This window comes from Hoylesella loescheii DSM 19665 = JCM 12249 = ATCC 15930 (assembly GCF_000378085.1).
GTDB classification, from domain to species: Bacteria; Bacteroidota; Bacteroidia; order Bacteroidales; family Bacteroidaceae; genus Prevotella; species Prevotella loescheii.
The window spans coordinates 320,352-345,562 of the sequence record NZ_KB899211.1 but is presented as its reverse complement, the minus strand read 5'-3'; the positions used below and the strand labels follow the sequence as shown (position 1 = coordinate 345,562).

General features: G+C 46.5%; 16 protein-coding genes and 2 tRNA genes. 5 read left to right on the top strand and 13 right to left on the bottom strand.

The genetic code is table 11. The features are described 5' to 3' along the window. Positions 1-683 precede the first annotated feature (683 nt). Both F453_RS0103610 and F453_RS0103605 read left to right on the top strand, forming a co-directional pair. Positions 684-4,061, top strand: a complete 3,378-nt coding sequence (locus F453_RS0103610; protein WP_018966777.1) for a leucine-rich repeat domain-containing protein — start codon at positions 684-686, stop codon at positions 4,059-4,061. 11 nt (positions 4,062-4,072) lie between these two features. Next, complete coding sequence (locus tag F453_RS0103605) at positions 4,073-4,273, top strand: hypothetical protein (RefSeq protein WP_025789939.1); 201 nt, start codon at positions 4,073-4,075, stop codon at positions 4,271-4,273. 781 nt (positions 4,274-5,054) lie between these two features. Here F453_RS0103605 and F453_RS0103600 read toward each other — a convergent pair. The 3 genes from F453_RS0103600 to F453_RS0103590 form a co-directional block, all read right to left on the bottom strand. Beyond that, positions 5,055-6,356, bottom strand: coding sequence for a UDP-N-acetylmuramoyl-tripeptide--D-alanyl-D-alanine ligase (locus F453_RS0103600; RefSeq protein WP_018966776.1), 1,302 nt, complete (start codon positions 6,354-6,356; stop codon positions 5,055-5,057). Positions 6,357-6,437: 81 nt separating this feature from the next. Next, positions 6,438-8,159: a sulfatase family protein gene (locus tag F453_RS0103595; protein WP_025789938.1), complete on the bottom strand. Its 1,722-nt coding sequence runs from the start codon at positions 8,157-8,159 to the stop codon at positions 6,438-6,440. Positions 8,160-8,492: 333 nt separating this feature from the next. Then, positions 8,493-8,565, bottom strand: a tRNA-Phe gene (locus F453_RS0103590). Positions 8,566-8,755: 190 nt separating this feature from the next. Between F453_RS0103590 and F453_RS0103585 the strand changes: the two genes are divergently transcribed. Next, positions 8,756-8,831: transfer RNA gene (locus F453_RS0103585), tRNA-Pro, on the top strand. 208 nt (positions 8,832-9,039) lie between these two features. On the opposite strand, the gene F453_RS0103580 is transcribed toward F453_RS0103585, so the two are convergent. From F453_RS0103580 to glsA, 3 genes are all read right to left on the bottom strand, one after another. After that, complete coding sequence (locus F453_RS0103580; protein ID WP_025789937.1) at positions 9,040-9,297, bottom strand: DUF5053 domain-containing protein; 258 nt, start codon at positions 9,295-9,297, stop codon at positions 9,040-9,042. Positions 9,298-9,720: 423 nt separating this feature from the next. Beyond that, positions 9,721-10,710, bottom strand: coding sequence for a glycine N(alpha)-acyltransferase GlsB (gene glsB, locus F453_RS0103570; protein WP_018966772.1), 990 nt, complete (start codon positions 10,708-10,710; stop codon positions 9,721-9,723). A gap of 25 nt (positions 10,711-10,735) precedes the next feature. Beyond that, positions 10,736-11,584, bottom strand: a complete 849-nt coding sequence (glsA, locus tag F453_RS0103565; RefSeq protein WP_018966771.1) for a lyso-glycine lipid O-acyltransferase GlsA — start codon at positions 11,582-11,584, stop codon at positions 10,736-10,738. A 434-nt stretch (positions 11,585-12,018) separates the two neighbouring features. On the opposite strand from glsA, the gene F453_RS0103560 reads away from it, so the two are divergent. Then, the gene (locus F453_RS0103560; RefSeq protein WP_234398396.1) at positions 12,019-13,410 is read left to right on the top strand and encodes an AAA family ATPase; all 1,392 of its coding nucleotides are present in this window, start codon (positions 12,019-12,021) and stop codon (positions 13,408-13,410) included. Positions 13,411-13,412: 2 nt separating this feature from the next. Then, a complete protein-coding gene (locus F453_RS0103555; protein WP_018966769.1) occupies positions 13,413-14,015 on the top strand; it encodes an RloB family protein in 603 nt (200 codons plus the stop codon). 214 nt (positions 14,016-14,229) lie between these two features. Here the strand turns inward: F453_RS0103555 and F453_RS15615 are convergent, their stop codons facing one another. The 7 genes from F453_RS15615 to F453_RS0103520 all read right to left on the bottom strand — a co-directional run bounded on the left by F453_RS15615 (position 14,230) and on the right by F453_RS0103520 (position 25,211). Then, positions 14,230-14,370, bottom strand: coding sequence for a hypothetical protein (locus F453_RS15615; protein WP_018966768.1), 141 nt, complete (start codon positions 14,368-14,370; stop codon positions 14,230-14,232). A gap of 517 nt (positions 14,371-14,887) precedes the next feature. Further along, a complete protein-coding gene (locus F453_RS0103545) occupies positions 14,888-16,573 on the bottom strand; it encodes an alpha/beta hydrolase-fold protein (RefSeq protein WP_025789935.1) in 1,686 nt (561 codons plus the stop codon). Positions 16,574-16,879: 306 nt separating this feature from the next. Then, positions 16,880-18,439, bottom strand: a complete 1,560-nt coding sequence (locus tag F453_RS0103540; protein WP_018966765.1) for a Gfo/Idh/MocA family protein — start codon at positions 18,437-18,439, stop codon at positions 16,880-16,882. Positions 18,440-18,672: 233 nt separating this feature from the next. Then, positions 18,673-20,259, bottom strand: coding sequence for a glycoside hydrolase family 31 protein (locus tag F453_RS0103535; RefSeq protein WP_018966764.1), 1,587 nt, complete (start codon positions 20,257-20,259; stop codon positions 18,673-18,675). 420 nt (positions 20,260-20,679) lie between these two features. After that, a complete protein-coding gene (locus tag F453_RS0103530) occupies positions 20,680-22,443 on the bottom strand; it encodes a hypothetical protein (RefSeq protein ID WP_018966763.1) in 1,764 nt (587 codons plus the stop codon). 16 nt (positions 22,444-22,459) lie between these two features. Beyond that, complete coding sequence (locus F453_RS0103525) at positions 22,460-23,689, bottom strand: acyltransferase family protein (RefSeq protein ID WP_018966762.1); 1,230 nt, start codon at positions 23,687-23,689, stop codon at positions 22,460-22,462. A 73-nt stretch (positions 23,690-23,762) separates the two neighbouring features. After that, a complete protein-coding gene (locus F453_RS0103520; protein WP_018966761.1) occupies positions 23,763-25,211 on the bottom strand; it encodes a DUF4832 domain-containing protein in 1,449 nt (482 codons plus the stop codon).

Sequence of the window (25,211 nt, the reverse complement as noted above, 5' to 3'; positions counted from 1 at the left end):
TATGGGGAAGCGAATAAACGCTTCCCCATTCTTCTTAGGCACATCAGCCGTCCTTAGGTATCCCCATCTTTCGCAGGGTTAAAAGCCATTCACCTACATCCAAGCCCGTCTGCCCCACTCTACCTTTACTTGCCTGATTACTTGGTAGTTGTCCAACCGCCAAGAGTCATTCTGGTGCATATTTATAAAAAATATCAAGCAAACCGCTTGTTTCTATTATAAATTTTATTTAACTTTGCAACGATTAACAATGCGCCGTGTTATGTTTCCAACAAGCGGTTCAAACTAGTAATCAGCATTCATCATTTACCATCACCCTAGTGGGTAGAAGTTTCTCGATACGCAACAGATGACCTGAAAAAGGGTTGTCACATATAGATTTAAGGCTACAGTTGCCTTTATTATAAGAGAGAGAGTTTACAATTTTATACGCATTTCGAATATACTTAACTTATGCTTTTAATAGGATAAAACAAAACAAACATGATCGATAAGGCAACGTGTCTTATCAAACTTGTCATTTGCATACCTGTCATTGGGATTATTCAAATGGCATTCAACACTTAAAACAACTTACTCCTACTGTAAGTCTGTCCCCTTTTATATATTTAGAATATTCAAGATAACAATAATTTACATTTTTAACTCATTTGTATATGAATACATTTCGACATTATTTATTGATGTTGCTATTAACGGCAATACCAATTTTGGGCTTTTCCCAAACAAACGGTGAAGTCATCACCCGTGATGGAAAAACCTATAAAGTGATCTCGGCAGCCGACGCAACACTCGCGTATCTAGGCAACACCCCCGCTGCAACAGGACATCTCGTTATCCCCGAAACAGTACTTATAAACAGCGGTGTTACATACACCGTAACCGAAACGGATTACGATGCCCTTTACAGATGTTATGGAATCACCTCCGTACAACTACCTTCTACCATCAAAAAGATTGGTCCAAACTCTTTCCCTGGAGCCAGATTGACAACAATGAACATTCCCGCATCCTTGGAAGAAATACACGAGTCGGCATGGGCTAGCATAAACGGCTTGCCTAAATTCAACGTAGACGCCAGCAGTACCAAGTTTAGTGCAGACCAAGCAGGTGCTCTTTACTCAAAAGATAAGAAGACCCTTTATGGCGTTCCTTCAAATGTTGCATTAAACAACGGTGTATATACCGTCGATGAGAACGTTGAGACAATCATCAAAGCTGTCTTCCTAGATATTCCTAACCTTAAGAAGATTGTATTCCCTAAGAACCTCAAAGATATCAAGGAAGGTTATCCCACCATCGCACCCACTTCATCCATCACCGAATTCGATATCACAAGTGGTGGAACTACCGACTTTAAGGTTATCGATGGCGTACTCTTTAAAGGTACTGAACTCGTTTTATACCCCAGAAGCAAGCAAACAACCCCATATCAAGTGCCAGCTGGCATCAAGTCTGTCGCTCGTTATGCCATCTCTAACAGTTCCTTTATGCAGGCTATCGACCTTAACGAAGTGACCAAGTTGGCCGACGCAGCCATTTACGCAGCAGCCGAACTCACCTCTATCACCCTACCTAAGGGTATTAAACCTTTCGATGCCGCCACAAAAGAAGGCTTGTACGAAGGTTGTTTTGAAGCCTGCCAGAAGATTGCAGAATACAAAGTTCCAGCAGAAAACAACTACTTTTCTGCCAAAGACGGCGTTATTTATTCAAAAGACGAGCAAACATTATACTTCTATCCCCCAAGCAAAACGGGCGATACCTACATTATACCCGGAACGGTAAAGACAATTGGTTCACGTGCGTTTCAAGGTTCCAAGTTCATTAAAACAATGAACATCCCCAAGAATGTGGTAACCATTAACCCTGAGGCCTTCCGTGAAATTACAGAGCTAGAAAGTGTTACTTACGATCCCGAATCGGAGATTAACAAGATTGCGTATTACACTTTCAGAGGCTGCACAAAGCTAAAAGAAGTTACGTTGCCCAAAAAACTTAACGAGCTTGACGAGGTTTTCTATTTGTGTAGCAACCTTGAAACCGTTAATATCCCTGCTGGTGCAACACTCAAAACCATCAAATCACAGGCGCTCAAAACCAATACGAAGCTGAAAGCATTTAACTTCCTTGGCGAATGTGCATTAACCGAAATTCAGGACAATGCCTTTGTGGGCCTCAAGGATCTTAAAACGTTTAACTTCCCCAAATCTGTTACTGCCATTGGAACCAATGCTTTTGGTGGCTGCCACAGCTTGGAGACCGTAAGTTTCGATAAAGATGCAGAAATAGTAGCCATCGGTTCAGGTGCTTTTGCCGACTGTGGTCTAAAGAATTTCAATGTTCCCAAAAAGGTAAGTAAGATTGAAAGAGAGGCCTTCCGTAACTGTACGGCACTATCTGAGGTTAACATTACCGAGACCACAACCGAAATTAGCCCCGAGGCATTTAAGTATTGCACGAACCTTACCGACATCAATGTAGATAAAAAGAATACCGTATACTCTAGCGTCGATGGCTATCTGCTATCGCAGAACAAAGAGAAGCTCATCATCTTCCCAACTGGTAAGGCAAACGATCAGTTCACACTGCTCCCACCCTCTATCACCGCCATTGGCGAGTACGCTTTCTACGACTGTAAAAAGCTGAAGAACGTTACCATCCCCAACAAAGTAACGTCTATCGGTAAGCGTGCTTTTGGTCTTTGCGACAACCTCAATACGGTTACTTTCCTTTGCGATCAGATGATCAACCCTGCCAACATTGCCCAAGGAACTAACGCGATGGCTTTCGATGATGGAACGCAACAGACCCAGAACGCTTTTGGAAGAATCCACATCAATGTACGTCAAGACAAGCTTGCTCAGTACAAAGCAGACGAATTCTACAAGAAGTTTGCCTCTACAAGTCCTTCGTTCACCGATGGTACAGAAGAATATATTGCGGTTTCAGACAAGGCCGTAAACCTTCTCAGCACCACACGCACCGACTATACTTTCGTATTGCCTACGGAAGTTGAGCACAGTGGCACGAAATACGCCGTTAGCCTCATTGGCGACTACGCCTTCCAAAATGCACCCAACAACATAAAAGAGGTAGTTGTTAAGAGCAACGTTAAGTACATTGGCGCAAAAGCTTTCATACCCAATGCAGGTAATATTGAGAGCGTATTCTTCATCGAGAGTGCTCCCACCAAGAGTATGTTGAGTACTACTCGTTTCGAACTCGATGAGACTAAGAATAACTACAACGAGTTTGCCGACAACACACGGATCTACGTAAAGAAGTCGGCACTCACCGCATACCAAACGGCTTGGAAAAAGATGGTGTACGACACCGCAACAGGTACGGAGAAAGTAAGTGATTTCAACTTCACTTCGCGCATTGACTATAAAATCAAAGACGTGAAGATTGCTACCAAGTATGGTACCTTCGCGCGTGAGTTCGACACCGATTTCAGCGACTACTACGCAACAAACAACAACACTAAGATTGCCGCTTTCGTAGCTGGTTCGAAAATAGAGAATGGCCCTGCCGACTATGGAACAGCTACCATGCACATCAGGATGACAAGTATCGACGTTAACGGTGGTGCTGCAGACTCTTATGCTTACGTTCCTGCAAAAACGGGCGTACTGCTGAAAGTGCTCGATTCGAATGTTGCTGCCACTCCCGCCGACTTCTACTACACCATCGGCGAAAAGGATAACACCACCTATAATGTAACAAAGAACATCATGAATGGTGTAACGGTTAACCCCACCAACGTGGCTGCCACTGCTAGTTCGCCTGTATATGTCATGCAAAGGGGTGCGTTCCAAAAGGTAACAACCAACATATCCAACTTCTCCGTACACAAGGCTTACCTCAAGCTAAACAATCCTAGCGGTGCAAAGGTGATATTCCACTTCGACGACGACGCCACAACGGGCATCGAAGACATTACCATCGATGGCGAGAACAAGGGCAACGACACCTTCTACAACCTCAACGGCCAACGCGTAAGCAATCCGCAAAGAGGCATCTATATTCATAATGGCAAGAAAGTTATCATCAAATAATGTACGAAACAATGAAAAAGAAACTATATATTGAGCCCAAAACTTACAACATAAGCTTGGCAACCGAACAGCTGATGATAACAGCCAGCCCTGGTGTAGGCGATGGTTACGACCCGGGTGCGGGTGTAGACAGCAAAGGTTCGAACTTCTTCGAGGAAGACGAAGAAGAGGAAGACGAACCGCAATACCCTTTCTCCGTATGGAAATACTAGGCTGCATACATCCTTTGAAACTACTACACTGCTCCTAAAGCGGTTTGTAGGATACAAAGAAAAAAGCTAAAACCCAAGAAGGGGAGCGACTATTCGCTCCCCTTCTTCTTTTTAATATGGTGAATATACGTAAGTGGGCCGAGAGAAATGGCATATAATCTATGCTATATAAATACGTCAAATCAACGTAAAATCGAAATAAAATACGATGCTTCTTTGCGCAAGATTAGATAAAAAGCGAATGGTTATCTCACCAACTACCGTGTAGCGGTTGGCATAACGCGTTTCTCTTATCCCGAATTCTCGTAGCGTTTGACGCTAGCTTGGTACTATCTGGGCCGTTCATTCCACAGTCTATCACCGCCAACAACTCACCCTTCCTACCTTCAAACGCCATCTTTCATTCCCCACTCGTTAAGCCCTTGTTGTGAGCTTTTTAAGCTCCCACTTTGTTACAGCTAAGATGGACTCCCGTTCCGGCTAAGTTGGAATCGTGTTCCAATTCAACTGGAACTGCATTCCAGATAACATGGAACAGCCGTCCAAAACATATATAACACGGCGATTAATGTAATAATGCATCTTCAAGGCTTAGAAAGCGCATTCTCGGAACGATGAAAATGCAAGCGACGAAAGGGTTAGTTGGCGAGCTCGGGATAAGATACCACGCCTTTTTGAACAAAACTAGACCAGTAAACGAATGGCTATCTCGCCAACTAGAACTACGCATTAGTTGGCACAACGATTGTCTCTTATCCCGAACTCGCACATATTACCGACATCAAAGCCACTGCGGCAACTTGTCGAGATGTATGCCGTTGCTGCCCTTAACGAGAATATAATGGTTCTCGGGACGATGCTTTTTAAGCTCGGTAATCACTTCTTCTACATCGTTAAACTTGCGGAAGGCACAATGCGTGCGGGCAAACTCGGGGCCAACAAGCCACACCTCGTCGAGTGCTAGTTGCGAAAGCTGGTCGGCAATGGCCTGATGTGCACTCTGGCTAACAGCTCCCAGTTCGAGCATGTCGCCCAAAATGGCCATCTTGTGCGGCACTTCCATGTCGTGAAAGTTATTCAGAGCCACGCTCATACTTGTGGGGTTGGCGTTGTAGGCATCCATTATCAGCTTGTTGTGCGCCGTTTCTTCCAGCTGCGAACGGTTGTTGCTAGGCACGTAATGAGCCAAAGCGCGGTTCGCTTCATCAGCCGATACGCCTAGATAAAGGCCTACGCTGATGGCTGCAAGCATGTTTAGCACGTTGTATGCTCCAACAAGGTGGGTCTGAACCTCGTTCCACGCACCGCCTTCGCGTTGCCAAGCGAACCGCAAGAACGGTGCAGCCGACACCACTTTCCCGCTAACGAAGAGGTCGGGACGGGCTGGCGTACCATACTTGACGAGGTCTAGCCCCTCGGCAATGCCCATCAGGTGAGGGTTATTGGCATCAATAAACACCTTTCCACGCTTGCTTTGGCGCATAAAGTCGTATAGTTCGCCCTTGGTTTTCACCACTCCTTCGAACGAACCGAAGCCTTGCAGGTGGGCCATGCCTACGTTGGTGATGAGTGCGAGGTCGGGTTCAACCAACTCAACCAACGTTTTAATGTCGCCAGGATGACTCGCGCCCATCTCGACAACGGCCACTTCGTGCTCGGGTTTAAGGCGTAATAGGGTCTTGGGAACACCAATATCGTTGTTGAAATTGCCCAAAGTGTACAGCACGTTATACTTCTCGCCCAGCACGGCAGCCAGTAATTCCTTCGTGGTTGTTTTGCCGTTGGTGCCCGTTATGCCCACGATGCGCGTACCAAGGATACGACGATGATGGCGCGCCAGCAGTTGGAAGGCGCGCAAAACGTTGTCTACCAATATATATCGTTCGTCTCCCTGCACACAATATTCGGCCTCGTCTACCACGGCAAAGGCGCAACCTTGTTGCAAAGCAGCAGCAGCAAACTTGTTTCCATTGAACGATTCGCCCTTGAGAGCGAAGAAAATGCTACCCGCAGGACAGTCGCGGCTGTCGGTGGTAACCACAGGGTGGCGTTCAAAAATCTTATATAATTGTTCTGTTGTCATGTTCTTTCTTCTATAGTGGCTACTTCTGCAAAAAGCGCAGCAACCTATTGACACACTCGCAAACTTATCTTTGGTCGTGCGTTACTCGTCTACTTTCAACTCTTTACGATATTCGCGCAATCGCTTAAGCAACTGTTTGGTAACCTTTTCCGTACCTGGCTTGCCATAGATGTTGTTCAGCTCGTCGGGGTCGGCCTGCAAGTCGTACAGTTCGTAATAATCTATGTCGGCATCATCGCGGAAGTAATTGATGCGTTTCAATGCCTGATAGGTATAGTATTCGCTGGTTCCGGGTGTGCGTTGATACTTGTTTTCTTGCACGGCACGGTCGCTTCCCTTGCCGTAGAAATGAATAAGCTTGTAGCGTTCATTGCGCACACCATCATGCTTACGCACCAAATGATAGGTTGGATAGTCGTAATAATGGTAGTAAAGGTCTTTTCGCCAGTCCTTCACATTTGTGTCGTTGAACAGTGGTCGCAGACTACGGCCACTCATCTCTGTGGGCTTTTTCACCCCAGCAAGGTCAAGAAAGGTGGGCGCAAAGTCGATGTTCTGCACCAATTGATTGCATTCCGTTCCCTCTTTTACGTGCCCGGGATAGCTGATAATAAGTGGCGTGTGGAACGATTCTTCGTACATGAACCGCTTATCAAACCATCCGTGTTCGCCCATATAGAAGCCTTGGTCCGACGTGTACACCACAATGGTGTTGTCGCTAAGTCCGTTTTGTTCCAGATAGTCAAGCAGTCGACCCACGTTGTCGTCAACAGAACGTATCACGGCAACATAGTCGCGTATGTAGTTTTGATACTTCCACTTCACCAATTCCTTGCCCGAAAGCTTAGCTTCGATAAACTTCTTGTTCCTGGGCATGTAGTATTTGTCGAAGGCCACACGCTGTTCGGGAGTAAATCTGCTTGTTTCTCCGAGCAGGGCGTAATACGAATCCATGCTTTCAACATCGGTGGTGTCGAGCGTTTCGGGCACTTTCAGGTCTTGAATCATACGCATATCGTCGTCGATACGCATCTTTTGCGTGCTTGCAGCTGAGCCACGAGTGGCGTAATCGTCCCAAAACGTCTTGGGAAGTGGGAACTCTACGTCGCCATAAAGGCCAAAATACTTCTCTTCGGGCATCCAATTGCGGTGCGGGGCCTTATGATGCACCAACAGGCAGAAAGGTTTCGACTTGTCTCGACGCTCTAAAAAGTCGATGGCATGGTCGGTAATGAGTGTCGTTGCATAGCCTTTCTCTTGCTTGTACTTGCCATATTCGCGATTTGAGCAGAACACGGGGTTGTAATAAGACCCTTGGTTGTTCAGGATATGGAAGTAATCGAACCCCTTAGGGCGACAGTGCATGTGCCATTTGCCTACCATTCCCGTGGTGTAACCTGCCTTCTGAAGCAGTTCGCTAAAAAAGGTTCGGGTGGTATCGATGCCTTCTCCCAGTTGTCGTTGTCCGTTTTGGTGGCTGTAAAGACCTGTTATGAGACAGGCGCGACTGGGTGTAGACAGCGAGTTTTCTACAAAGGCCGACCTAAACAGCATGCCACGGCGTGCCAAACGGTCGATGTTGGGCGTGGGCGCAAGCTTAGATATGGCGCTGCCGTATGCACTGATGGTTTGCATGGAGTGGTCGTCACACATTATATATAATATGTTCGGACCCACGGCAGCGGCTTTTTCCGCTGCGTTTACAGGAAACGTGGCCAGCTCAGGACATTTGGGGTAGCTGGTGTCGTTGGTTTGTGCCACTGCCTTCTCGGCCGTTGTGGCCAATGCGAGAGCAGGAAGCATGGTAAGCGAGAAGTGGGATGGTAGATTCATCTTTGTGTAAGTTGGTTGTTATTGTGCACCAAATAACATTCGCTAAGATAGCGATGGCCATGTTGGCTGCACGTTATACACTACAAAAGTACACAAAATCATGGGGATGGATACCCTTGATGGCACATTTTTTATATTGAAAGCAAAAGTTTCTTGATTGGGTGTGGGGCTATGACTCTTGGCCGAACGCTACCCAGACGAGGGCAGCACGCGGGGCATAAACTATCAAAATATCGAAAATAAAAAAAGTCCTTGAAATCTCACGACTTCAAAGACCCACACAATTTATTAACCAAAAAATAGTGGTGCCACCAGGAATCGAACCGGGGACACAAGGATTTTCAGTCCTTTGCTCTACCAACTGAGCTATGGCACCATTTTTCCATTGCGAGTGCAAAGGTAGTGATTAATTATTTAACTGGCAAATTTTGCGGAACATTTCTTTATTATTTTCTCTTCATTTGCACGTTATTCAGATTTTTGCAGTACCTTTGCACCGCATTTAAGCGAAGAAAGCCAGTTGCGAAAGCAATATTACGGTTCGCCATTGGCATTCGTTTTGGCATCGGGATGTAGCGCAGTTGGTAGCGCACTACGTTCGGGACGTAGGGGTCGGGCGTTCGAGTCGCCTCATCCCGACCAAAAGCAATCGGCCACGCATTGGGTTTCCAATGTCGTGGCCGATTGATTCTGGGGTGTGCTTTGTTGTAAAAAGCCTTATATGGTATAAAGCAAAATGATCAAATTGCACATTATCTTCAATAAAATAACCTCTCATTTTGTTGAGAGGTTATGGGTGCGCCACAAGCCCAATGGCGGCTTTTGTTCAACGGTGTAATACAACCGAGGCTTATTGTATATTGTCGGCAGCTCGCCGAATACGATCGGCAAGGTCTACTAGTGCACCTTTAAGCTGGGCTTTCTCTTGCTCATTAAACGTTATCGGTTTCTTATTCCCGTCTATACCATCAAGCTTATGGTAGAGCCACGAGTTCGATTTGCCAAAGTATGTTTTAGAAAGGTCTGCCCACGAAATAGCAAGCAGAATGTCTTTTAATTGGGATTTCATTGTCCCCACTTTATCTTTTGTCAATGTCATTGTTGCCATAGTCCCTCCTTTTTTTATGTAACTAACTTGATGATGAAGTTTGTTGTTCTTATAATTAGAGCCGTTCATCGAGCAATTCTGCTAGCATTCTTTCGATCGCCCACCTTAATCCAGGCTCCCCATTTGGGAAACACCTTTTGTAATTTCTTACCGTTTCGATCAGATCGTACTCACTTTCTGTCAATATCACTCTTCTTTTCATGGTCGTATTACTTAATTTGAACAATACAAAGATAATACTTTTATTCGTACTATTCAAATGAACTACATACTTTTACCTGTGTTAAAAGTGCATTTAACACTTCTATACAAAGAGGGTGCCGTCTGATTATACACAGTTTATTTCTATTGATTACATGCCAAAGATTAATAGAGCTGCACTTCGTTCACCCCAACATGCATCAGCAGTTTTGGATCTTCTCCCTACTTCGCCTTATATATAATCTTGTTTTGTCCCGTTGTCAATTCCAGCGTTTCCCTGTTCTCGGCAATGAAACTGTCGATGTGGCGCACGCGTTTCTCTTCCAAAATCTCGTCAACGGCAATGAGAATACCCGTTTCTTCAACGTCGCCGAAACCATTATTGATAGCCGTTCCGAAGAGTTTCATTGTGGGACTAAGCCCCATGTAGGCGTTAACCAACGGCGGAATGTCATATCCCAGCGCACGAATTTCGCGGTTCAAGATCTTGTAGTCTTCCTTAAAGCCGGTCGCACTGAATAGCGTTTCCAGTTCTTTCGGGTCGGTTTCGATGATAAGGGGTTTCATTGGCGTAATCAGATTCTCCTTATCGTCGAAGTGTTTTTTAAGAAAATAGAGTATCATATCCCTGCCGCGGCGAATGTAAGAAGGATACATCGTCATCTTTCCAAAGAAATATTTCAGCTTAGGATTGATAACCGTGAGCGCGCCAAGTCCGTCCCAGAGGTTGTCTAGTGCGAAAATGCTCTTTGCTCCTTTACGAATACTCTGGTATTCTACGGCCACAAACGAACGACCTAGCTCCACCGTATAGGGCATATACTCGGTAAGGAAGCGGTTGGAGAACTTGAACATGTGGCTCGTTGCCAACTGCGGTTGTCCGTCGGCACCCATCTTCCAGTCCGTTCCATATATAAAACGGTATCCCCCAATGATTTCTTCGGCATCAGGATTCCACACGATGAGCTGTTTATATCCGCCTTCCATCGTGTCAAACTCATCGATATCCATCGCCTTTCCCGTTCCTCCGCCAGCGTTTCGGAACGCTATTTCGCGCAGTCTACCGATCTCTCGCATCACGTTAGGCGAGTCTTGGGCAGTAACGATGTAAATCTCGTTATTGCTCTTGTTCGTCAGGCGCAATTGTTTATTGGGCGTGAGTTCGCTTCTCAGCAGCTCCCTGTCAACGGGTTGGATGATTTTTTCTTCCATTCTTCCTTCGGTTATCGGTTATGGCTTAGGGGTTAAGTTGTCGGTTTTGGTTGTTTGTGGGCAGTTGGTACACCATGTCTTGCACCATTTGTGCCCATTGCAAGGGCGTTCGGCTATTGTCGAACGTTTGCCAAGGAATGGGTTTTCCGATGGTGACGTTAAAGGTTTTGTGCCTGTTCTTGTACATTTCGTCTACAAGGAACAGCATGGCCACGTTGAATTTGATGCCCAGACGTTTGCAGGCGTTTGCCAAACGGTAGAAAAAGTTTGAGTTCTGCCCACCGAAGTGTATGGGCACCACGTCTCTTTTTGTTTCTACGCTCTTGGCGATGAACGTCTTTGTCCACGCTATGTCGCGTATCTCGCCCTTTGTTCTGCGGCTGCACAGACCCGCGGGAAACATCATCATGTGCTGTTCGCCCTTAAATCCAGCCTCCACCATAGCAGGGAACGCGCGACTTTGGTTGCCTGTTTTGTTGATAGGAATACATAGCGGAGCCAAACCAGGCAGGTGCATCAGCAGGTCGTTAACCAGATAACGGAAGTTGCCGTCATAGTGGCGACCCACGATTGCACCGAGAGCCACGCCATCAATGCCACCCAATGGATGGTTAGAGACGAACGTATATAGGCGGCCATCATCTTTCGCGGGCAGATTTTCTATGCCATGCACGTTCAATGTGAGGCCAAGATAGCTAACGCAAGCCTCCAACCAGTCTACACCCACACGTTCGCGGTTGTCCCAAAGAAAACCGTTCACCTCGTCTTGGTGCACAATGTGCTTAAGCCATCTTACCAGCGGTCGAGGCACAAGACGTGCCTTGTCGCCCATCTTGCTTTTAAGGATGTTGTCTATGTCTATGGTTTTCTCCACAATGTCGTTCTATCAAAACAATACTAACAATTTGCAAAAATAACACTTCTTTTTTTAATATATGCGTTATGTCGCCTAAAAAATGTGCGTTTTTTTGCATATTGCCCGCAATGTGCATTTTTATGGCAGGAGAAAGGGTGAAAGAGTGAAAAGGTGGAAGAGTGAAAAGATGAAAGGGTGAGAAAAATGAAACTGCGAAAAGGTAGAAAAGTGAGAGGCTGAAAAGATTGGGTGTATAAATTAAAATGCGCTCTATTGCCTGTATGCTACAAAACGTATAAATTGCTTTAACATACTGCCCGTATTCTGATAGCATTGCATTCTAGATATTCAAAAGTGCAACTCGTTAGGTGTGGAAGGTTATTGTTTCATCACGAGATATATCCCATTAAAAACGATATTTTATTTCTCATTTTAGCCAAACTTACGCCATTTTGCAATATAGAATCGTTAAAAACCATACAAATCGATGTATGATAGTTTCTTTTTCTTATCTTTGCAGAATGAATGTAGCCAATATCTCTACGTTCCAATTAATGGCAATGATACAAGAACTAACAATAAAAAACTTCTTATCGTTTAAAGAGGCTACCACATTTAGTTTCGAAGCGACAAACGATAAGACCCTCGAAGACTATCAGGTGGTGCAGATTGGCAGCACACGGCTGTTGCGCTTTGCCCTAGTTTATGGTGCAAACGCCAGCGGGAAGTCTAACCTGTTGGCCGCATTCGAATTCTTACATAGTTTTTGGTTTAGTAAAAAACATGCGAAAGACGAAGCTATCGGTGCACAACCCTTTATGCTCGATCAGACAACCCCTAACGAGCCTTCCTCCTTCGAGCTTGTATTCTTTGTGGGAGATGTGAAGTATAAGTACGAAGTTGTGTTGGACAACAAGTTGGTTTACAGCGAACGCTTGTCGTATTACAAAACAACACAACCCACATTGCTGCTTAACCGCACCTTAGACAATGGCGTTTCGGTTGTCAAATTGCAAGCAAACCTCAAAGTATCAAAGGCCGCATTGGAGGAGTTATCTCTGAAATGCTTGCCCAACATGTCGTTTTTCGCTGCTAAAGAAATGGTGAATGTGGCGATACCTTTTGTGGATGAGGTGCTTGATTGGATGGAGATCATTGACTTGATGTGTGTTGTTAGACCAGAAACAGATGTATTTTCATTAGCTGCTAAATCCGTATCTGACGACAATCTGTTAAAAGATTTCCTTTTAAGGTTTATGCAGCATTCAGATTTTAACATTACAGAGATTATTGTGAAACGTGAAAAAGGGCCTTTATCAGATGAAATGTTCAAAAATCTTTTGCATGACAAAAGGCTTTCAGATGGTGCAAAGCAAATGTTACTAGATGGTTGGGCACCAAGTCGAATTAATGTTAATTTTAAGCATGAAGTTATTACAGCGCGTGGAAAAGAAACATATTTTTTGCCTAGTAATGTACAAAGTGCTGGCACAAGACGAGGTTTTGGTATAGAAACTGAAATATACCATGCTTGCGTGCTAGAATCTTTTCTTACGATAGACGAGATAGAATCATCGCTACATCCTGAACTCGTAGAGTTTATCCTCACCCGATTCTTGCAGAAAGAAGGTCGTAGTCAGCTGCTAATCACCACACACTACGACCCACTTTTAGATGAAGTGGACGATATGTTTAGAAAGGACATGGTGTGGTTTACAGAGAAAGGGGAGGATGGTGCTACCAAGCTTTATTCACTTGCAGACTTTAAGGGACTGAATAAGATTAGTTCTTTCCGTAAATTCTACCGCAATGGCCGCTTCGGTGCATTGCCTAACATCGGGTAAGTATGGCAAGGAAGCAAGCGCAAAAGCAATTAAAAGATCCAACACCCACCATCATTGGAGCGGGGATTACTGAGCAATGGTATTTTAAACACCTGCAAACGTTGCGAAAATATAGGGTAAAAGTAAGGCCACGTTACTTCGGACGGGAAAACGCGTTTGAACTAGTCAAGCGCGTAGACGACGTTCTCAAAGACCAAGGCCTTGCCATTGTGGTGTTTGATGCCGACGTTTCGCAACGCAACGACCAGGAACGCCAACTAGTGGAACGCATGAAAAGTAAGTATGCCAATAACAAAGCCGTGTTGTTATGCGACAGCCTACCCTCTATCGAATATTGGTTTTTGCTGCATTATAAGGATGTTGGCCGACCGTTTTATACGTGCGACGAGGTTGTTAGGGAATTAAAGAAACATATCACACAGTTCGACAAAAACGAAAAGTTTCTGAAAGATACTGACTGGGTAAAGCAACTGTGCAAAAACGGATGTTTAACACAAGCAATTGACAGGGCTAAATTGCAAGAAGAAAAGGTGCAAAAAGGCCAGGACGTATCATACTCCAGGGTGTATAAGGCATTGGAACTGCTGGAGAAAAGGAAGACCTAGGGCAACCATTGTTCATTAAGGTCAGGTCTTTGGCTTGCAATCATGGGGCATGCTTTATCGTTTGATGTCCGCAAACGAGTAAGGTGGGTAAACGGATTTTACAAAAAGCACCTATCGTCACTTCACCTTCTAGAAAAGTTTATCTTTGTTTTCTATGCCTAATGCATCCAAAAGGGAACTTTGTGAGGAAATAAAATTGGCCAATAAACGATGTTTATTTGTTAATTACTCTCCTTCTTCTCTCTCTTTTAGGTCCGTTTGGCGTTAGCTTGTTTCTTCCCAATTCAGCAAAATCCACAACTTTTTCTCTCCATTTTTTCTTGGCTTTCGTCCTCCGTTTTGTATGTTCTTGCATGTCGTTTTGGGGCAAGATAGACGGTTTTTACTAAGTTGGAAGGCTGTTACAACTGACATGGAACAATGTTACAGTTGATATGGAACAGCATTCCAGCTAAGCGGGAACACCCTTCCAACAGGTAAAATACACCGCGCGAAGCCTTAAAACAGAGCACCAGAGCACTATTGTCGGTATGCGTTAGTTGATGTCGGTGTTGTGAATGGGTGAACTACTGGATAGAAGTGGGTGTTTAGATGTTTCGTAATGATGCTTTGCTTGGTATGCAAAGCGAGGATGAAAAGTTGCCCCTTTTTGGGCGCACAATGTGCCTGCGAGAATCGATTATTTGGCCATTGATGAACATACAACAGGTCGGACGGGCACTCACAATGTTAAAAAATGTACGAAAATATTACAAATCACGCCTGCGCGTGGTTGTAATCTTGCCCGTGCTCGATGCGGGAAGTCAACCATCTGATGCCAAGTAGTGCCTAAAACATGCCTGATCTTGATACGAAAGCTTATGGGTAGCCGTTCATCGTATGTCAATCTGATTTATCCAGACTTGAATTCTGTCTTGGTTTATATCGAAATTCTTCAACATAAAGGCCGTATCGTATCCAATATGCTTATCGAAGCGCAGCTTCCCGTTTACATATATGCGCACCTTCTTATGGGTATCTACCATTTCGGGGGATATGTTTATCGCAAAAGACTTGATGCAAGAGGTTTCTATATGGAAGACATTATTTGCATACTTGGCCAATATTTTGCCCGATTTGCGTGGAAAATCGAAGGCCATTCGGTTTACGTCTTTGGTTATAAGACTGTCTTTCTCGTCGTATTCTAGCTCGCGGATGATTTTGAAATTCTTCTCCTTATGCCACGTTTTAGGCACTGCCAAGGTGTCTAGCTTCATGTTGGAAAGCCAATCTACGTGACCATAACGATTGTCGTCAAACTCCCATGATATTTCTTTTGGGAAGGGGTTTCTTTGCCGATGAAGAAGGTCGGCAAACAAAATCTTGTATGCAGGTTCTGATTCGTCGAACTGGGGAAACCAATGCGGGAAGCCATTGTAGCGATATTCCTTGTAATCTGCTTTGATGCTGTTCATCAATTGGGTAAAATCATCGTTGGCATTAGGCGGATAATAGTAGTCTTGATCTGTCGAAAAGTTGATGAACGAACGGTTTTTGATGTTCTCGACAAAGGTTCCACCCGTGAAAACTTTTGGCTGGGTGTTGAAGCCATAGAAGCCCGCAAATGGCGTTGGCTGCTTCATGAGGTACGAAAAGGAGCCTGTCGCCCCATTGGAATGCCCTGAAACAAACACCTTGTTGTCGTCTATGTTGAGCGCTTTCTTAACGAGTGTAAGAATCTTAGGCACCATAAAGAACCCATCATCGGGAGTCATCCAGTTGAATTCTTTACTACCGTGGGGAAAGACAAGTATCACATCGTTTAGCTCGGCATACTTGGTGTAGTATCTGTTCCAATCGTATAGCACCCACGAAGCAGGCAGATAGTCGGTGAGGAGGTTGTTCCTGACTGCCCCATGCAGGAAGAATAGCAAGGGATAACGCTTTGTTGGGTTGTAGTTTGGGGGCAGATGAACGAGGAATGCCGTTCGTGCCGTGTCGTTTATCACCAGCGTAAGGGAATAGTCTTGGTGTTGCTTGGGCAGGAATCCAGCCTCTTTCTTCATCTCGCTGTACAGAACCTTGCCGTCTTTCGTTTTGTTCAATGGCTCTTTGTCCACAGCGTAAAACTCTTTTTCGAGGGCTTTTAGGTCGTCGTAAAAAGTTTGTTTGGCTTTCAAGGCTTTGCTTTTCAAGTCGTCCCACCTTGGGTCAGAAAGCAGGTTTGCATACTCGTCTTGGGCATACTTGCCAATTATAAGTTCCCAAGTGGTCAACTGTGGGAGTTTTGAAGACAATTGAAATAGGCGGTTTAAATAATTAAATGCCTTATCTTTCTCGTTCAGGTAGCCAGCAAGAACAGACGCCTTGTATAGCCCTATATCTTCTATGCTGTCGGGGAAAAGGGCAAAGGCATGCTCGTACATGGCAAGCGATTTTCTGTAAGTTACGCTGTCTACCGACTTCCACATGGTTTCCAAAGCTGCTTGCGTTAACTCAGCATAACTTTCTTGCGCGTGCAACGGAATAGACACGAACACAGAAAGCAGCAAAAGAAGCCTTACTATTTGTTGTTTCATTTTGAGCAGTTCCTCCTTTGTTTCTCTCCCGGGGTCGGAGGATTTTGCGCACGAGAGGCTTTACTATTATCAACAACGCAAACAAGCTTGTTTTATTACAAAAAGATACCGAGCAATTACTCAAAATTGCTCGGTATCTTTTGGGGTATATTCAATTGTTAGTTGACAAGTTAACAAGTAGACAGGTTGCCAAGTCTACGAACCTTTCACGCAGATATCGCTTGCAAGCTGCAAGCTAAGTGTGCAATTCGAGCTTTCGAAAAGCCGAATTGCATGGCGTGAAAGCACGGTGAAGCGTGGGCAAGCTTACTTCTTACCTTTCTTCTTACCCGCTTTCTTGTCGGCAGCAGCCCAATATTTTGCGCCTTTAGCTTTCAGTTGAGCCGTGAATGCCTTGGCTTCGGTAAGGGTTTTAGCCTCATCTTCGGGCGAAGCGTAAGCGTGCTTGTAGCCCTTAACCTCGTTCCAATGACCGCGAGTGAAATCAGGAACTTCTACAGGCATAAAGCCGTTGTCCATCGAGATAGAGCCTAGTTCAGCCAAACAGCACCACTCGGCCAAGTCGTAAACGTCCATATCGAGTGGCAAACCATTTTGCAGACAGTACACCAAGCGGCTATCCATGATGAAGTCCATACCTCCGTGACCGCCCACTTCTTTGGCCTCGTCGCCATATTTCTTCACAATCGGACTGGTGTAGCGTTCTACCAGCGCCTTCATGTCGGCTTCTTTGAGGTATTCGTGTCCCGAAAGGTCGTCATTTGATGGTGTAACGCCAGCCTCTTTCATGTCTTTGGCCGACACGGCGTAACCTTCCACGGGGTATTTGTTGGCAAATCCCTTGGTGCCCGTTAGCTGATACATGCGATTATATGGCTGTGGCGTCATCACGTTGTGGATAATTTCCATCATCTTACCTTGTTCTGTGCGGATAAGCGTTGTGGTTTGGTCGCCATTACGGAAAGTGTCGCAAGGCTGGCCAGTGAATTTCTCCACTTGCTTTTTACCGTTAAACGAGTGTGTATCCATAGCGATGAGGGTGCGCATGCGGTCGCCACGGTGGATGTTAAGCACCTGTGCGATGGGGCCAAGTCCGTGTGTGGCATACACGTCGCCACGAAATTCCTTGTTGTAACGTAGGCGCCAGCCCAGCTTGTCGTCGGGTCCTTTCTTCCAATAGTGCTTCCAGAAGGGCGACAACTCGTGTCGATAAGCACCTTGCGCATAAATTACGTCGCCGAAAAGACCCTCTTGTGCCATGTGCAGCGAGTTGAGTTCGAAGAAGTCGTAGCAACAGTTTTCAAGCATGATGCAGTGCAGACGTTTCTTCTCGGACAAGTTGATAAGTTCCCAAATCTCGTGCATGTTCATAGCCGAAGGCACTTCTATGGCCGCATGCTTACCGTTCGTCATGGCCTCTTTGGCAACGGGGAAGTGGTGATCCCAGTCGGTTGCGATGTAAACGAGGTCGATATCGGGGCGTTTGCACAGTTCCTTGTAGCCGTTTTCACCGTAATAGATGTCTGCGGCAGGCATACTGGCTTGCTTCAAGAACTTTTGGCAGCCCTCGGCACGGCTCTTTTCGTAGTCGCAAAGAGCCTTAATCTCGATGCCGGGGATGTGCGTCCAGCGTTCAACAGCACCAGGGCCACGCATGCCAAGACCAACGAAGGCCACGCGTACGACCTTTATTTTGGGCGTAACGAGGTTGAGGGCCGATTGCTGTCCTGCGTCGCGTTGGGGTACATCGGTAACCAACGTGCCGTTAACGTTTTTGTAAGGCCAGTTAAACTGTGCTTTCATCGCTTGCGGCATCAGTGCGAGTGCTGCGAGCGACAGTTGTAATAGTAGGTTTTTACGTAACATATATGCTGTTTATTTTTAATGTTAAAGTCGAACGAACAATATGATGGCGTGATTCGAAAGGCCTGATTGTTGGCAACAAAGGTAGTAAAATATACTGTGAACGCATAGGAAATGTTAGGAAAAACACTTTCCCTACACTTACCAACACACAACCGACGATTTAACCTATACACCCCAACACCCCGCCAGTGTTGACTAGTGGGGTGCGGTTGGTTGTTTACACGCTGCGCCTGTTAGAGCCTTTCGTAGTAAGGCAGTCGGTTCAGCGGCACGTCAATGGTTATCGTTCGGCCACCTTTAAGCACGCGTCCGCGGTCGTCTTTCCATTTCCCAGGAGGAAGAACTACGCTTCGGCTGGTGCCTGCATTTACCATCGGCGCCACCATATATCGCGGGCCGAGCATCCATTGGTCAGCTATCTCGGCATAACCACGATTGGGATAGGCGTATTCGAGACTTTGAACGATGGGCTCGCCCGTTGTAGCCGACTGACGTGCACACTGCAATATGTAGTGCCCAAAGGTGGCATGGAGGTTGGCCATTGCCTTAACGGCTTGCAGATGTTGGGCATCGAGGATGCGCCAAGGTGCTACCGAGAACTGCATCATGGGCATAAGGGCATGAACTTGCGCCGAACGAACGATGAGTTGTTGGTCGAACTGACTGGCATCGATACCTAGGAAGGTGGCGAACGATCCGCCACCAATCATGTCGGGACAAGCGTAGGCGTATCCAAGCAGACCTGCCGCAATCATGTCGGGGATAAGTAGGCGCACGGCTTGCCATGAATAGTCTTTGTCACCTAAGCGTTGAACCAGCTCTTTGCCACCCATCTGCCAGCCTGCACGATATTCGTTGAAGGGGAAAGCAAGTCCCAGTTCGGCCCAAGCACGTGTATGGTCTACCGAAACGATATCCTTTCCACCATGCGAAACTAGGTCGGTACGGTGGTAAAAGTGGTTGTCGCCACCATCGAACTTAAAGCCGTCGATGCCGTAACGTTGTTGAACGTGGCGCAAAAGGCCGATAAAATGATTGCGGGCATCAGAGTTGGTGAAGTCGTAGACGGCACTTTGCCCGTTCCACCATTTGATAATGGCTGGCTGCGAAGTAGTATCGGCCAGCAAATAGCCTTTTTCGGCAAGCTCACGATACTCTGGACTGTCGGCAGAAACAAAGGGACAGACCCATAACATCACCTTAAAGCCCATCTGATGCAGACGTTTCACCATGCCTTCAGGGTCTGGGAAGCGGTCAGGTTTAAACTCGAAGTTGCCGTAATGCCGTTGCCAGTTATCGTCTATCATGATGATGCCAGGCGGGAAGCCGTTTTTCACAATGTCTTCGGCGTATGCCAATACGTCTTTTTGGTTTTGGTTGTACATCAGTTCAATCCAAGTGTTGTATTGGGGCATGGTGAAAAACAGGCTGTCGGGCAACTTCCCGCTGGGTGGGAAGTGGGCGTGCATAGCTGCGAGATAAGCCTCGCGCAGGGTAGAACCAACCTTTTGAGCGGCAACGGGTGCGAAAGGCGAATCTACATGCAGGTCGCCTTGGCGCACACTGAATGTAAATGGGCGATCGCTCCATAGATATCGACCCTTGTTAGAGATGAGCAGGGGCGACACTTGGTTGTTGTCGTTACGGTTAAAGAGGTTGAACGATGGCAGTTCTTTACCAAATGGCATCTTCGAACCTAAGGCCGTCGCCCCACCCCACCAACGTTCGCCTGGCAGCGAAGGTATGTGTGTGGTGTGTTGCGCATGCAAAACAAGGGCGAAAGCGAGGGCAAAAAGGAGGGAAAGGGTGCGATGGTGCATATTCTTTTTGAGGAGTTAAGGAGTTAGGAAGTTAAGGAGTTAAGCCAAATGCTTTGTTGCAGAGAGGCTAACTACCTTGTTAACTCGTTTACTTATCAACTTGTCTACTAAGGATGAAGCTAAGGAGTTAAGCCAAATGCATTGTTGCAGAGAGGCTAACCACTTGGCTAACTCGTTTACTTGTTAACTTGTCAACTAAGGATGAAGTTAAGGAGTTAAGCTAAATGCTTTGAAGACGTTGGGGTTTCTTTTGCTTTTTAGTCTCATAATTCACAAAGCATCTCACTCCCCTCTCCCCTTAGAGAGGGGTTTGGGGGTGAGGCTTTATCTATAAACTCACAAGGCATCTCACTCCACTCTCCCCTTGGAGAGGGGCTGGGGGTGAGGCCGATTGTGGGCGAGAGGTTGAGGCTTTATCTTCTACTTCGTTACATATTCGAGGGTGAAGGGCGTTGATCCCTTGCGCACAACCTCGTCTTTTGGCGTTATTTCGATACCGTCTTTCAGGTCGATTACCACCTTATAATATCCCGCTTCTTTGGGAATGTTGAAGCTACCAGGCCCATTTCCGGTGTTGGCATACGTGGTATTGAAGGCTGCGCTAGGCAATCGCAGTGATTTTCCACTACGTGGATAGGTTACGTAGAAGGCCACATCGCCACCCCAACCAAAGTTATAGAACGTGCCTTCGTATGTTCCCTTGTCTGTGCGAGCCAAAGGTATCACCTTCTCGGCATTCCAAACGATGTCGGTTGCATCTTCTCTCGGAGCCAAACTCCAACCATCCATATAGATGAATTGGGGATAAGCGGAGGTTGGACAGGCGTAGAATTCACCGTTAAAGAGATCAATACGTGTGTAGTATTTATCGCTAGCGGTCTTCAATGTCCATGTGTCGTTACCCACGCCATCAAACAAGTCGGTGCTGCCTTTAAAGGAAGCAAGACTGAATGGAGCCGAGATGGTTTGACCCTTCTTCATGTCGAGTACACCCTCGTAAACGTAGCTGTTACCCGATTTGATGTTGAGCTTCTGACCATTGAGGGTGATCGTGGACTGCATCTCTTGTCCATTGACCGTTACTTTGCCGTTGGCGAAAGTGAGCGACTTACCATCGCCACTTATCTTCACCATGATGCAGACGCCCTTTTCGAACTCGGCGCGGATGGTAAAGTGGCCCTTATCGGTAACGGGGAAGCTCTTATTCTTATCGTCGGTCTTGCTCATCACGATATTCTTACCGTCCCAAAGGATGTAGTTTCCTGTGGAGGGCTGCTTCAAACGGAATGCTCCAGGCGCGGTGCTACCCCACATTCCCACTTCGGGATCTTCGCCTTCGGGAGCCGTCCACGTAAAGTATTGTGCACCTTCGTAGCCAAATCCCTTCATGCCCATCTTGGCTTTAGGTTCTTTTATCTCGCCATCTTTCCAGTGGCCGGATATCGTTCCGAGGATGTAATAGTTCTCGGCGTCGCCCAATGGTGCCCAGAAATGCTTCTCGCCCTTGGTCAACTCGAAGGTAACGGGGTTGAAAGACACCTTAAACGATGCGTCAACGTCGGCGCCAATCACAATCGAATCTTTGGCCATCGTAGTGATTTCGCCGTCTTTCATGCCCCAGTAGATACCCGAATTATCGGGCGTTGCTGCCACGATACCTTTGGTATTAGCGGGGAAGAATATATCGTCGGCCACCGAAAATTCATCTCCGTTCTTCGTCAGGGGATACATTTCACCCGTAGAAAGGAAAAGGTATAGGTTGGTGAACACGGGCGCAGAGACGTTGGTTAGGTCGAAAGTCTGCACCAATTCGCCGTTGCGTGTATTGTCCAGACGCACTTGCAGCTTCAGATTTTCGGTCTTAGCGTTCTTGGGCAAGGCCACAAGCAGGTCGGTATTTACGTGAAACGTATCGCCCAACAGACTTTGTTGCTTGCGCACGAGGGTGTCGCCAGCGCCGTTGGTGATGGTCATCACGTATTGTTCCAGGTTGCGTTCGTCGGTCATCAGTCCCGAAACGTTTACCTTATCGCCATACAACAGTCCGTCTTGGGGCGTCACTTGTAGTTCCATGGCAGGTTTCGGACCGTTTTTCTCCATGCTTATAGCGTTGTCGTTATCGCTACATCCCACCAGCGCGAAGGCCAATGGCAGCACGAATGCACAATAGATAGGTTTGAACATAATGTTATAATTTAAGTTAGGCTTTTACGAATATGTTTGACTTGTACATCCATCGTAACACGAGGAGTACGAAAATACCCTGCATGGTTGCGCCTAGCACGGGATAGAAGACGCCAAGCAGGGGTTTGAAACCATAGAAGAGCGAGTCGGTGAGCGAAGAGAAGTTCACGTATTCGCCTAGCACATAGGCCACGAGCGAGTTGGTTCCGTAGAAGCGTAGCCACATTAGACCGCGCGTATGACCTTTGAGGTCAACCCAATAATATGCTGTAGCCATGAGCAGGAAACAGATTCCGCCTGCAAGGAAGGTCATCGAGGTAGACCAAATGTGCTTGATAATAGGAACAATAGGACTTAACGCGAAGGCCAAAACAATGAGGCCGACACCCGAAAGCAGTAGGATGCGCAGCTTGCTTGTTCCCGATTGGCTCGTGCGTAGCACCACACCTGCCAAGTAACCCAGGTAAACGGTGCCCACGAAGTTGAGCGACGAGAGTATCCAAGTGTAGTGATAGGTGGCATCCCATTGCCATTGGTCGCCGTTCCATATAACTCCATCGCGCCAACGACCCAACACCTGCCGATCTATCTCTTCACAAATGTTAGCGTCGATGGTAAAATCCATCTGCCCCCAAATGGCAAACACGGCCACATAAGCCACCATACAGCTCGCCACAACAGCCAACTGAGTGCGCCAAGAGGTGTAAATGAAAAGCAAGGCAACCACCACATAGCCCACGGCAATGCTCTGCAACGTGTTGCTGTAAAGGTGAAGTTGGCGTGCATCAAGGGCAAGCAGGTTGCCCTGAACCACCATACCAAGTACCCAAAGTACCACAAATCGCTTGAGCAGACGGAGCAAGAACCCCACGCCTGCCTTGCTTTCACCACGCTGATACTTGGCCATGGAGAAGGGAATGGTAATTCCCGACATGAACATGAATAAGGGCATGATGATGTCCCAGAAGCAAAAGCCCTGCCAAGGCACATGGGTTATCTGACCATAAACGGCTGCGCCGAACGTGCCAGCTGCGGGCTGGCAGGCCTCTAACCACTGATATACCACTGGTTGGAAAAGAACAAGGAAGGCCAAGTCCATTCCGCGCAAGAGGTCGAGCGACAATAGGCGCGTTGGTTTTGCAGCACCAGCAGTTCCATGGGTAGGTGTAGGTGTGGGTTGGGCTTGTTCGCCACTGCCGTTTTGAGGCGATGGTGCACCATTAAAAGGTGTGGTTGGATAAGTCATTTGCCTGTTTGAGGATTATACTTATTGTGTTGAAAAGAGGTTTTCTCGCTTCATACGATTGCTCAAAGGTCTACTACGGCCTTTCCTTCTTTGAGAAGACAAGAAATGAAGTACCAGGTTTGGCATTCTTGTCTTTGGCCACATTCAGGGTGATATTTAGGTCGTTGTAACCCGTTAGTTCTCCCCAGGTCGTGGTGTTGGCAAGTTGTACAGCGTATTTAGGATTTTCTTGCAACTTCTTATCTTTGTCGGGAAGCCACAATAAAAGCTTATACTTACCCTCAGGCATGTTTTCAGGAAGCTTTAGCTTTGTCTGCATGTTGGTGGGTTTACCAGGTTTTACCATGCGGAAATCCAATCCCGTAGAGACAATATACTCTCTGCCACCGTCTGCAGGACTAAGAACAAGGATGGCCAAACGGGGATTGTACATGCAAGCCGTACCGTAATTGTTTACCAAAAGGTTAACCGTTAGATCGCTTCCAGGTGCGTTTTGCTCCGAATATTCGACCTTTGTCAATGCTAAGCGATAGCCAAGGAACTTCTTGATTTTATTGAAATAGCCACCTGTATTCCACGTTTTGAGTAGTTCCTTGTAGTAAGCGTCGTTCAAGAACGACCAATGCAGGTAGCTAACTTCGTTCCATGCCTCTTCGCCAGTTGCCCATTTCACGCCCGATGGCGGAACTGCTGTCTCTCCTCCAAGTGGCACATACAGTGCATCTTGCGCAATATAGCTCTTGTCTTTATCAATATCCACATACGTGCCCATGTTCGTTCTGTCTGTCATAAAGGCGTCGTTGTGATGGGCGATACGTGCGGCAGGCGTATTTTTAAAGGCCGTATTGTCGTTAAGAGGTGTGGCGTTACCCACGAAATCTTGCTTATATTTGGGCGTACGAACCTGTATGCATCGCTCGGCAGGCAACACTTCGAGCCATTTATTCAACAACTCGCGATAAGCCGTAGCGTTTTTTAGCCCGTTGGTAGAGTAATACCACTCGCCCCATGCACCGATAAAGCCTGCCTGAACACAAGCAATTACACCCACTTGCTTGTGCAATGTAGGTTTTATTTGGTCGAGATGACGCTTGATGATGTGCATGGGGGCATCGGCTCCATCTTGCTTAGCGGTGTAGGCGAAACGCAAAATGGCCTTCATTCCCGCTTCACGCACTTGGTCTAAGTCCACTTCCAACTTCGTTGCAAAGCCTTCGGGGAGGTCTTTGTCGCGGTAATCGTCCAGGTAATACATCAATTGCACCAACGTTTTACCCTCACTCCTTAGCTTCCTGAGGTAGCTTAGGGCCACATAGTCCTTAGCGTTGGATTCGTATTGGGTGAACAATCCACGTTCAGGATTGGCTATTTCGTCGTTGCTTAGTTGATATGTTACGGTTTTCAAACCTGTCTCAGGGTCTTTCTTCGGTCCGTTATCGGGGTTGTTCCCATTGGTGTCACTCCCGCAAGCTACGGCCAAAAGTGCCAAGGCCGCAAGCAAAGTACAATGTATTTTCTTCAT

Excerpts from the sequence above, each read along its gene's own strand:
- F453_RS0103610 (WP_018966777.1), top strand. The coding sequence starts at position 684 with ATGTTGCTATTAACGGCAATACCAATTTTGGGCTTTTCCCAAACAAAC.
- F453_RS0103605 (WP_025789939.1), top strand. The coding sequence starts at position 4,073 with ATGAAAAAGAAACTATATATTGAGCCCAAAACTTACAACATAAGCTTG.
- F453_RS0103600 (WP_018966776.1), bottom strand. The coding sequence starts at position 6,356 with ATGACAACAGAACAATTATATAAGATTTTTGAACGCCACCCTGTGGTT.
- F453_RS0103595 (WP_025789938.1), bottom strand. The coding sequence starts at position 8,159 with ATGCTTCCTGCTCTCGCATTGGCCACAACGGCCGAGAAGGCAGTGGCA.
- F453_RS0103580 (WP_025789937.1), bottom strand. The coding sequence starts at position 9,297 with ATGGCAACAATGACATTGACAAAAGATAAAGTGGGGACAATGAAATCC.
- glsB (WP_018966772.1), bottom strand. The coding sequence starts at position 10,710 with ATGGAAGAAAAAATCATCCAACCCGTTGACAGGGAGCTGCTGAGAAGC.
- F453_RS0103555 (WP_018966769.1), top strand. The coding sequence starts at position 13,413 with ATGGCAAGGAAGCAAGCGCAAAAGCAATTAAAAGATCCAACACCCACC.
- F453_RS15615 (WP_018966768.1), bottom strand. The coding sequence starts at position 14,370 with ATGCAAGAACATACAAAACGGAGGACGAAAGCCAAGAAAAAATGGAGA.
- F453_RS0103545 (WP_025789935.1), bottom strand. The coding sequence starts at position 16,573 with ATGAAACAACAAATAGTAAGGCTTCTTTTGCTGCTTTCTGTGTTCGTG.
- F453_RS0103540 (WP_018966765.1), bottom strand. The coding sequence starts at position 18,439 with ATGTTACGTAAAAACCTACTATTACAACTGTCGCTCGCAGCACTCGCA.
- F453_RS0103535 (WP_018966764.1), bottom strand. The coding sequence starts at position 20,259 with ATGCACCATCGCACCCTTTCCCTCCTTTTTGCCCTCGCTTTCGCCCTT.
- F453_RS0103530 (WP_018966763.1), bottom strand. The coding sequence starts at position 22,443 with ATGTTCAAACCTATCTATTGTGCATTCGTGCTGCCATTGGCCTTCGCG.
- F453_RS0103525 (WP_018966762.1), bottom strand. The coding sequence starts at position 23,689 with ATGACTTATCCAACCACACCTTTTAATGGTGCACCATCGCCTCAAAAC.
- F453_RS0103520 (WP_018966761.1), bottom strand. The coding sequence starts at position 25,211 with ATGAAGAAAATACATTGTACTTTGCTTGCGGCCTTGGCACTTTTGGCC.